This is a genomic window from Vibrio sp. D173a (genome assembly GCF_030248475.1).
The window spans coordinates 1-10,559 of the sequence record NZ_JAHGAH010000044.1 but is presented as its reverse complement, the minus strand read 5'-3'; the positions used below and the strand labels follow the sequence as shown (position 1 = coordinate 10,559).

At 45.1% G+C, this 10,559-nt stretch carries 7 protein-coding genes and 2 pseudogenes; 5 read left to right on the top strand and 4 right to left on the bottom strand.

The window, feature by feature from the left end; translation table 11 throughout:
- Positions 1 to 303 (top strand): annotated as a pseudogene (locus KIV40_RS05590) (IS4 family transposase); the annotation flags it as partial.
- A 299-nt stretch (positions 304 to 602) separates the two neighbouring features.
- Positions 603 to 2,162 (top strand): SulP family inorganic anion transporter, encoded by a 1,560-nt coding sequence (locus tag KIV40_RS05585; protein WP_285348192.1) that lies wholly within the window; start codon positions 603 to 605, stop codon positions 2,160 to 2,162.
- A gap of 60 nt (positions 2,163 to 2,222) precedes the next feature.
- Here KIV40_RS05585 and KIV40_RS05580 read toward each other — a convergent pair whose 3' ends face one another.
- Complete coding sequence (locus tag KIV40_RS05580) at positions 2,223 to 2,672, bottom strand: low molecular weight protein-tyrosine-phosphatase (protein ID WP_077200446.1); 450 nt, start codon at positions 2,670 to 2,672, stop codon at positions 2,223 to 2,225.
- Between the two features lie 117 nt (positions 2,673 to 2,789).
- Here KIV40_RS05580 and cobO point away from each other — a divergent pair, with 117 nt between their 5' ends.
- Positions 2,790 to 3,395, top strand: coding sequence for a cob(I)yrinic acid a,c-diamide adenosyltransferase (gene cobO / locus KIV40_RS05575; protein ID WP_285348191.1), 606 nt, complete (start codon positions 2,790 to 2,792; stop codon positions 3,393 to 3,395).
- Positions 3,396 to 3,517: 122 nt separating this feature from the next.
- On the opposite strand, the gene KIV40_RS05570 is transcribed toward cobO, so the two are convergent.
- The 3 genes from KIV40_RS05570 to apbC all read right to left on the bottom strand — a co-directional run bounded on the left by KIV40_RS05570 (position 3,518) and on the right by apbC (position 7,694).
- The gene (locus KIV40_RS05570; protein ID WP_285348190.1) at positions 3,518 to 5,605 is read right to left on the bottom strand and encodes an AsmA family protein; all 2,088 of its coding nucleotides are present in this window, start codon (positions 5,603 to 5,605) and stop codon (positions 3,518 to 3,520) included.
- 189 nt (positions 5,606 to 5,794) lie between these two features.
- A complete protein-coding gene (gene udk / locus KIV40_RS05565; protein ID WP_005433235.1) occupies positions 5,795 to 6,436 on the bottom strand; it encodes a uridine kinase in 642 nt (213 codons plus the stop codon).
- Positions 6,437 to 6,617: 181 nt separating this feature from the next.
- Positions 6,618 to 7,694: an iron-sulfur cluster carrier protein ApbC gene (gene apbC / locus KIV40_RS05560; RefSeq protein ID WP_285348189.1), complete on the bottom strand. Its 1,077-nt coding sequence runs from the start codon at positions 7,692 to 7,694 to the stop codon at positions 6,618 to 6,620.
- Between the two features lie 157 nt (positions 7,695 to 7,851).
- On the opposite strand from apbC, the gene metG reads away from it, so the two are divergent.
- Both metG and KIV40_RS05550 read left to right on the top strand, forming a co-directional pair.
- On the top strand, positions 7,852 to 9,912 hold the full coding sequence (gene metG / locus KIV40_RS05555) for a methionine--tRNA ligase (RefSeq protein ID WP_285348188.1): 2,061 nt from the start codon (positions 7,852 to 7,854) through the stop codon (positions 9,910 to 9,912).
- A gap of 213 nt (positions 9,913 to 10,125) precedes the next feature.
- A pseudogene (locus tag KIV40_RS05550) lies at positions 10,126 to 10,559 on the top strand (hypothetical protein); the annotation flags it as partial.

The window sequence follows — 10,559 nt, the reverse complement described above, 5'->3', positions numbered from 1 at the left end:
TTTGTTGCTACGCGTTTATTGGCATTACGCTTCATGAAAGAAGTTGATGAGCTAACGAAAGAAAGTTGTGAAAAGGTATTGGGCCAAAAAGCTTGGAAGCTACTATGGTTGAAACTAGAAAGTAAGACGTTACCTAAAGAAGTACCCGATATGGGTTGGGCGAACAAAAATCTCGCTAAATTAGGCGGTTGGAAAGATACCAAAAGGACGGGTAGAGCTTCAATAAAGGTGCTTTGGGAAGGATGGTTTAAACTACAAACCATCCTTGAGGGCTACGAACTCGCAATGTCTCTTGATCACTAGACTTGTGATCAAGAGACAGGCCGATCGGCAGCCTTTTTTGTTATTTAGCCCGTTGGTTTTCATTGTTCATATTAATATCAACTACCGATCACATTTGTGCGTCAATATCCCCTTCTTTGTTGAACTTAATCACACTTTTCGGTAGCATTCGCCGACTCAAGTTTTCGACACCATTCTGATGCTGCTCTTTTTTTACTACGGTTTGTACTGTTAGAAGCGACTTCGCTTCCCCATCAGTACTTGTGCAATACGAATATGTGTCGGGAGAAATTCATCGCCAAGAGAACCCAATTTAAAACATGTTCGAATTTCCTCAATTTTCTAAGCACTCTGTAAAAAACGATGTGCTATCAGGTCTTACGGTTGCGCTAGCACTGGTTCCTGAAGCTGTAGCATTTGCATTCGTTGCTGGTGTAGACCCTATGGTTGGTTTGTACGCAGCCTTTATCGTCGGCCTTATCACCTCAATTTTCGGTGGTCGTCCAGGTATGATTTCTGGCGCAACCGGCGCTATGGCGGTAGTTATGGTGTCGCTAGTGGCGACTCACGGCGTTCAATATCTGTTTGCCGCAATTATGCTCGCAGGTATTCTTCAGATCGCAGCAGGTCTATTCAAACTGGGTAAATTCATTCGAATCGTTCCACACCCAGTAATGATTGGTTTTGTAAACGGTCTGGCTATCGTTATCTTCCTTGCGCAGCTAGGTCAGTTTAAAGCGCCTGACATCAACGGCATGCTGACTTGGCTACCACAAGACCAAATGCTGCTAATGCTTGGCCTAGTGGCGCTGACAATGGGTATCATTCATTTCTTACCAAAAATCACCACAGCTGTGCCTTCTTCACTTGTTGCGATCGTAACAGTAACGGCTCTAGTGGTTGGTTTAGATCTAGAAACACGTACGGTAGTAGACTTCCTACGTACTATGTCTGGTGACGAAGCAGCAACGTTGGCGGGCTCTCTTCCAACCTTCTCTATTCCAGCTGTACCTTTCACTCTTGAAACACTGCAGATCATCTTACCTTACGCAATCATTCTTGCTGCTATCGGTCTGATTGAGTCTCTACTGACGCTGACGGTACTAGATGAAATGACCAATACTCGTGGTCAATCAAACCGTGAATGTATCGGCCAAGGCATGGCGAACATGACATGTTCAGTGTTCGGTGCAATGGGTGGTTGTGCGATGATTGGTCAGTCAATGATCAACGTAAACTCCGGCGGTCGTGGTCGCTTATCAGGCATCGTTGCAGCTATTGCCCTACTGATGTTTATCCTGTTTGCTTCTTCATTGATTGAAATGATTCCACTGGCTGCGCTAGTTGGTGTTATGTTCATTGTGGTAATCGGTACATTCGAATGGGCAACGTTCAAACTTGCGCGTCGTGTACCTAAGCAAGATTTCTTCGTTATCGTTCTAGTAACAGTAGTGACTGTACTGACTGACCTAGCGGTTGCAGTTGCTGTTGGTGTGATTGCATCTGCGCTAATGTTTGCATGGCAGCATGCTAAACATATCTACGCAGACACGCGTCTAAACGAAGAAGGTTCAAAAGAGTACAAGATCCACGGCCCTATCTTCTTTGGTTCTGCTGCAAACTTCCTTGAGTTGTTTAATGCTCAAGACGATCCTAAAGACATCATTGTCGATTTTGCAGACTCTCGCGTAACAGACCATTCAGCTATTGAGGCAATTGAGACTCTGGCTGAGCGCTACGCTGTACTAGGTAAAACACTTCACCTACGTCACCTGAGCCCTGACTGCCGCAAGCTTCTAGATAAAGCGGGCAGCTTGGTTGAAATCAACGTGAAAGAAGACCCAAGCTACAAGGTTGCAACCGACGTACTTGCAGGTTAATGAAAACGAAAAAGGGATGAGCATGACTCATCCCTTTTGCTATCTGTCGCTTGTCACTACTTAGAGCTTTTTCAAAATCACTTCCGACGCATCTTCAATCAAATCCAGTACCAATTCAAAACCCGCATCTCCGCCATAGTATGGATCCGGAATCTCGTCATAGTCTGAATCACCATGACTTAAGAATAACGACACTTTGTGGCGATGCTCTGTCGGACAAATATCCAATAGATCGGCAAGATTCGCTTTGTCGGCCGCTAACACCATATCAAATTCATCAAAGTCCCCTATCGTTACCTTACGAGAACGCATTCCTTTAAACGAATAGCCTCGTTGCTTTCCTGCTTGCATAGAGCGTGCATCGGGAGGATTTCCGGCGTGGTAACCAATGGTCCCTGCGGAGTCCACTTCCACTGAAATACCCAGTTCTTTAGCTTTTGCTCTTAATACTGCTTCACCTGTTGGCGAACGACAAATGTTTCCCATACAAACAACGAGTAGTTTCTTCATTTTATTCCCTGAATTATCGATGGTTTTTCTTCACCAACTGTTGGTCTATCATAACGAGATAATTCGATGAACCCAAGTAACCACGGGCAAAGCACACAACGGAATTGAGGAAGTATTATGTCTATCGAAGAAAACAAAGAAGCACGCCATAAGGCTCGCCAACAGAAAGTAAAAGAGCAGGTAGACACTAAAATCGCCGCTGCCCAAGAAGAAAAAGGCCTACTACTTATCATCACTGGTAATGGTAAAGGTAAATCGACATCTGGTTTTGGCACCATAGCGCGTGCCGTTGGCCATGGATTGAAATGTTCCGTCGCTCAGTTTATCAAAGGTACATGGGACAATGGCGAGCGCAACCTACTAGAGAAGCTCGGCGTTGAGTTTCAAGTGATGGCAACGGGCTTTACTTGGGAAACGCAAAATAAAACCGCCGATACACAGGCCGCTCAATTGGTGTGGCAAGAGTGTAAGCGTATGCTTAAAGATGAATCGATTGATGTGATTCTGTTTGATGAGCTGACGTACATGGTGAGTTATGGCTATATCGACTTAGACGAAGTGGTCGAAGCGCTGAACAACCGCCCGAAGATGCAATCTGTTGTGATTACTGGTCGCGGTGCACACCGCACCTTGATTGAGATGGCTGATACCGTTTCCGAAGTGAAGAATGTTAAGCACGCCTTCGAATCTGGTGTAAAAGCCGTAAAAGGTGTCGATTGGTAAGTGTTTAAAGATTTCTCCGAGCGAATAAAGCTCCAAAGAATTCGAATAATGCACAAACTAAAAGGGTTGGCTCAGGCCAACCCTTTTGCTTTTAACGATATAGAGCTAGGAAGCCTGGTTCATTATTTAAATAAGTTCTTCAACAAACCATCTACGGCTTCTTTGGTTTTCTCGTCTTTGATCTTATCCGTTAGCTTGTCTACACCACGGTCAATTTCTTTCTGTGCTTTTTGCTTCAATACGTCATCGAAAACCAGCTTGAATTTAGGATCAGCCCACTTACCAGAAACGTTGATAGGAATAGTGATGTCCTTCAGTTCATCAATGTTCTTACCACCCTGGCCTTCTAACGAGCCCACAATCGAAGTGCTAATAGTGAAGTCGACCGTTTCGTTTAAGTAGTTCGCTTTACCCTTACCACGAACACGAAGAAGTGGAGACTGCGCTTTCATGTTATCGGTAGAAACCACACCTTTGTCCAGCTTCAACGTCGCCGTCATTGCACTAAAGTCTGTTTTCTTAACTTCATCCGTGCCATCTAGGCTTTGACCTTTGAATCGTGCGTAGTTTTCTCGAATCAGTTGAGCAACGTTGATGCCATTCACAGCACCATCGGCAAAATTGATCACGACAGTGCCGGCCAGGTTCTTCTTGATGCCTGTTGGCGTTAGACTCTTACCACTAACGTTCACATCAATGTTGCCTGTACCTTCCAACATGTCGTTGTTTGCCACATCGATCAACAATGGTTGGATATGGACACCTTTAATTGATTTCTTCGCTGAGTAAGTTGCTGGTGATTTACGTGCATCTAGCTTAGCGGTTGCAGTGATCGTACCTTGGTACAACTTAGAGCTGAATGAAGTCAGATCGAACACACCGCGATTGATAGAGAAGCTTGCTTTTACCGCTTCCATCTTCGCGTTAGCGGCTTTGAACTTATCAATCGTAATATCGCCCTTCACATCAAGCGTTTTTAGTGCAGAAAGGTCTGGTTCAACTTCAGGACCAGCAGGAGCACTGTTGCCGCCTGATGCTGATTTACCACCCGATGAAGCCTGCTGGTTCAAGCCAAGGAATTCATCCAAGTCGATGTTAGGACTGTGCACAGCAAAGCGTACTTTCGGAATCTCACCCAAAGTCACGTCCGCTTTACCATCCAATGCAATTGCGTTTGCTGTTAGCTTTTCCAATACGAAGCTCAAGTGACTCTTAGTAAGATCGAAAGAGAGATCTGAAGCCATATCAACTTTCATTGGTGATTGTGGAAGCGCATCTCCTTCAAACGTTGAGTTCAACGTCAACTTGTTCAACTGCACTTTGCTGATAGCTTTATCGACGTTTAACTCACCGCCACCTTGCATATCAAGCTTCATGCCACCTGCTTCGCCTTTTAACGCGTAGCTTAGGTTGTTTACTTTATCGAATTCGAACGTCTCTAAACCGATGGTCGCAGATTCAATTTTGTTGGCCGGATCGCGGTAAGTTGCATCAAAGTTGATGTTTTTCAGAGCGTAACTAGTTAAGCCTTTCGCCAGTTTGAAATCCGCTTTACCTTGCGCTGTAAACGTCTGATCATTCATTTCACCTTTCACGCCGAAGTCTGCCGTTGTCCAGTTATCAAAGGCAAACTGAGAGAGGTTTAAAGAAATATCAGACAGTTTAGTGTAGCTACCCGCTTGCTTGTCTTGGATTTCAACATAGCCATTGGAGATGGTGACGCCAGCTAGATTGATCGTCCAATCAGAAGCCGCACTCTGAGAGTCTGCCGCTTGCTCTGACGTTGCTTCCGTGGTTTTTTCTGCTTGCTGGGTTTGTGCTTTGGTTAGCGCATCAATGTTCTTGGTACCATCTTTCAGCGTTTCAAGGTAGAACTCAGCACCATCAAGAGTGACATTCCCAATTTCCAGTTGTTTGCTGAACAAAGGAGTAACAGACACATCTACGCCGACCGTTTCAACTTTAAACAGATTTGGTTGGCTAAAGCCTTGTGGGTTTCTTAATTCAGTGCGGCCCAGCTCGAAGCCAATTGATGGGAAAAACTGCCAGCTGATGTCCCCGTCAATAACGAGTTCTAAGCCGGTTTGCTTTTGAGCTTGTTCCACTATCAGTGGTTTAAATTGGTTTGGGTTAACAAAAATCACTAACCCTAAAATAACAGCCAAAATCGCCACAATTGGGATGGCAATGATTAAGAGCAGTTTTTTCATTCGCTTTTTCCTTGCTCGAGTGTTTTTACAATTATAAGCACAGACTTGATTAATCGCCGACAGTTCCACAAAAGCGTGAAAAAGGTCCGATTTCGTATTGCAACTGATTAATTTAAAAACAAAAAAAGAAGTGGCACCTAAGGTGCAACTTCTTCATACAAAAATAAAGCGATATAGCCGTCTAAAGGCTTAAGCTTTCAGAAGTTTTGCAATGTGCGCTTTAAGAACGTCAATTGCGATACGGTTTTTACCACCGCGAGGTACGATGATGTCCGCGTATTGCTTAGAAGGTTCGATAAATTGCATGAACATCGGACGAACTGTCTGTTGGTATTGCTTAAGAACAGATTCCATTGTACGACCACGCTCTTCAACATCACGTTTAACGCGACGAAGTAGACAGATATCCAGAGGCGTATCCATAAATACAGTTGCGTGCATTAGGTCACGTAGACGTGGGTCAGTAAGAAGCAAGATACCTTCAAGAATGATGACCTTTTTAGGTGTCATTGGAGTCGTATTGCTTGTGCGAGTGTGCTCTGTGTAGCTGTACTCAGGAACTTCTACAGCTTCGCCACGTACCAATTTCTCTAGGTGTTCGCAGAGTAGGTCGTGGTCCAACGCGCTCGGGTGGTCGTAGTTAGTCTTTACACGCTCTTCCATGCTTAGTTGGCTTTGGTCGTTGTAGTAGCAATCTTCCGTGATGACACCGATTTGATGATCGCCCACTTTCTCGCGAAGCTCATTGTAAATAGTGCTCGCGATCAGACTTTTTCCAGAAGCAGAAGCGCCAGCAATACCTACGATGACGCATTGATTATTATCAGACATTAATTTGCACCCGATGATGATTTTCTAGTCACATAAAGAGATAAACTGCCTGATTATAGGGAGTTCCCCCCTTCGTTACTAGTTGGAATTAGGGTTTCGTTATAAGTTTCTGTCTGCTCAGAGGATCAACCTCCAAGCAAACGTTTATATGTACAATATTCAACCAGCATCGATATTAAACTCAGTTCACCATGGTAAAACTGATTGCATCTGGTTTTGCTTTGCCTTGCCAATACATTGTACAACACACGCGATCTGCGAGCAGTTTGTAGTAGCCAGCGTGCTCGCTTTCTGGACGTCGTGCCACAGTTGGAATGCCAGCATCAATGTCTTCTCGCATTGAAATATGGAGTGGTATTTGCCCTAACAGCGCCAAACCAAATTCTTGCGACATTTTCTCTGCACCACCAGTACCGAAAATATGCTCAACCGCGCCACACTGACCACAAATGTGGTAACTCATGTTCTCAACAACGCCGACAACTGGCACATTGACTTTATGGAACATGGCCGCGCCTTTACGCGCATCCGCTAAGGCAAGATCCTGCGGTGTCGTGACAAGCACTGTACCTGTTACTGGGATCTGCTGTGAAAGCGTTAACTGAATGTCACCCGTGCCCGGTGGCATATCAATAACCAGATAATCAAGCTCAGGCCAATCCGTTTCTGTCAGCAGTTGTGATAGCGCTTTGGAGGCCATAGGACCACGCCAAATAGCCGCTTCCGACTTATCCACCAAGTAACCGATAGAATGAGTATAGATGTCATGAGCAAAAATAGGCTCCATCCATTTCGCATCACGGACTTCAGGCTTCGCGTCTTCTTGCCCCAACATCATAGGAACTGATGGACCATAGATATCAGCATCTAACAAGCCAACTTTCGCACCCGACTGTGCAATAGCTAAAGCAAGGTTAACCGCTGTTGTCGATTTACCCACGCCTCCCTTTGCCGAGCTGACCGCAATGATGTTTTTCACGCCTTTAACAGCATTGGTAACTTGCGTCTCAAGCGCTTTAACCTTTATCTCGATTTGGAAATCAAACGCAGGGACGTCGCCTGCTGCTTGTTGCTCTTTAATCCAGTCGTTCAGCGCGATTTGAAGTTCGTTGCTCGCGAATGGCAAGGTAATTTGAATACCGCCTTGCGCAGGGATAGCAACCATCCCATTCATATCTGCCCAATTTTCCACCAACTGTGGATGTTGGAACTGGTTTAGCCAATGACAAAAATCTTGTTTTGAAGTGAACTGATGCATGAGGCCTCCTTTATGCATCTAATCGTAGCACCCAGCGGCGAGATTCAGAACCCCAAAAAAACTAAGGCAATCCATGGTTTGATGCCTTGGCGTCAGGGAGCTCATGGGGTAGTATTACCCTCTATTTTTTATACCTATCAAAAAGCGATTATTAAGTATGGCAAACGATCCAAGAAAACTGCTGGTAACTTGTGCCCTTCCGTACGCTAATGGTTCGATTCACCTAGGTCACATGCTTGAGCACATTCAAGCTGACATCTGGGTTCGCTACCAACGCCTACGTGGCAACACTGTAAACTTCATCTGTGCTGACGATGCTCACGGCACGCCAATCATGCTAAAAGCACAACAGATGGGTATTACGCCAGAAGAGATGATCGCTGCAGTAAGCGAAGAGCATCAAAAAGACTTCGCTGGCTTTGATATTAGCTTTGATAACTACCACAGCACACACTCAGAAGAGAACCGTGAGCTAGCTTCTCACATCTATCTTGAGCTGAAGAAAAACGGTTTTATCTCTAGCCGCACTATCTCTCAGTTGTTCGATCCTGAGAAAGAAATGTTCCTACCGGATCGTTTCGTAAAAGGTACTTGTCCTAAGTGTAAGTCAGAAGACCAATACGGTGACAACTGTGATAACTGTGGTGAGACGTACAGCCCAACTGAGCTGATCGATCCAAAATCAGCAGTTTCTGGCGCCACTCCAGTCATGAAAGACTCAGAGCACTTCTTCTTCGACCTACCCCAGTTCGAAAGCATGCTAAAAGAGTGGACTCGTTCAGGCTCTCTACAATCTGAAACGGCTAACAAAATGCAAGAGTGGTTCGAATCAGGCCTGCAACAGTGGGATATCTCACGTGATGCGCCTTACTTCGGCTTCGAGATCCCGGGCGAGGAAAACAAGTTCTTCTACGTATGGCTAGACGCGCCTGTTGGTTACATGGCTTCTTTCAAGAACCTATGTGACAAAACTGAAGGTCTAGACTTCGACGAGTACTGGAAGAAAGACAGCTCGACTGAGCTATACCACTTCATCGGTAAAGACATCGTTTACTTCCACTCGCTATTCTGGCCAGCAATGCTAGAAGGCAGCGGTTTCCGTAAGCCAAACAACGTATTCGTACACGGCTACGTAACGGTAAACGGCGCGAAGATGTCTAAGTCTAAAGGTACGTTTGTTAAAGCAAGCACGTACCTAAAACACCTAGACCCAGAGTGTCTGCGTTACTACTACGCGGCAAAACTAAACAGCCGTATTGACGACCTAGACCTTAACCTTGAAGACTTCACTCAACGTGTTAACGCTGACGTAGTAAACAAGATTGTTAACCTAGCTTCTCGTAACGCTGGCTTCATCTCTAAACGTTTTGAAGGCAAGCTTGCTGAAAACTTTGCAGAGCCTGAGCTATACAACGAATTCGTTGCAGCAGCAGACCGTATCGCAGAGCTTTACGAGACTCGTGAGTTTGGCCGTGCGATCCGTGAGATCACGGCGCTAGCAGATAAAGCTAACCAATACGTTGATGAAAAAGCACCTTGGGTTGTAGCAAAAGAAGAAGGTAAAGATCAGGAACTACAAGAAATTTGTTCTGTAGGTATTAACCTGTTCCGCGTTCTGATGACTTACCTGAAACCAGTGATGCCTGCACTAGCAGCGCGTACTGAAGCATTCCTAAACGAAGAGCTAACTTGGGAAGGCATTGCTGCACCACTAACTGGTCACGAGATCACTAAGTTCAAAGCGCTGTTCAACCGTATCGATCCTAAGAACATCGAAGCGATGATCGAAGCATCAAAAGAAGATGCAGCAGCCGAAATGGCAGCAAAAGAAAAAGCAGAAGCTGAAAAGAACAAAGCTAGTCAAACTGAGCTAGATAAAGATCCAATCGCTGAAGAGATTGAGTTCGATGCTTTCGCAGCGGTTGATATGCGTATTGCTCGCATCATCTCTTGTGAAGAAGTGCCAAAAGCAAACAAACTGCTTAAGTTCCAACTAGACATCGGCGGTGAAACTCGTCAGGTGTTCTCTGGCATTAAGTCAGCGTACAAACCTGAAGAGCTAGAAGGCAAACTAACCGTAATGGTAGCGAACCTAAAACCTCGTAAGATGAAGTTTGGTATGTCTGAAGGCATGATCCTAGCAGCAGGCCCTGGCGGCAGTGACCTATGGATCCTAGAGCCACACGAAGGTGCTCAACCAGGTATGCGTGTAATGTAATTCATTACTCCATGACGCAACTTAGAAATCCTCGCCCAACTCGGCGGGGATTTTTTTCGATTGAATTCACACTTTTGGGGAGAGCCCGCACCAAACTTGTACCAACCATTAATGTTAGCTTTTATAAGTTGATGTTTTAAAACAACTTAACTATTGGCATCAAAACTGCTCTTACTTAGTTGCTAGGTCAAAAGCACTAACAAGGAGTTGGTTATGTTTGTTTTGATTTCTACTCTGATCTCGATTGCTATTCTGGCTGGGATCTATCACTTGGCTGCAAAGCGAGAAAAGCAACATGCTCGTAAGTATCAATTGCTCACCTTATTACGCGATACCGTCCATCTATTGCGCCGTCATCGTGCAGTGACCCACTACTCTATCCAACACCAACAAAATCATGAGAAAGAGATAGAGCCCATCCATCAGGAACTAGGTTATAAACTGCACCAATTAGTGGAAACCTCTCGCTTTGAGAACAAACCCATGTATCGCTTGCTGCAAATCAAAATTGATAAATTGCTCGAGCAGTGGCAGGACAACACTGTTGCACGCAATCAGATGGAGCATGGCAAGCTGATTCGCCACAGTTTGTACCTAATGGATGAGGTCACCCTTGCTTGGCTCGCCATCGCTCAGAGGGACGTATA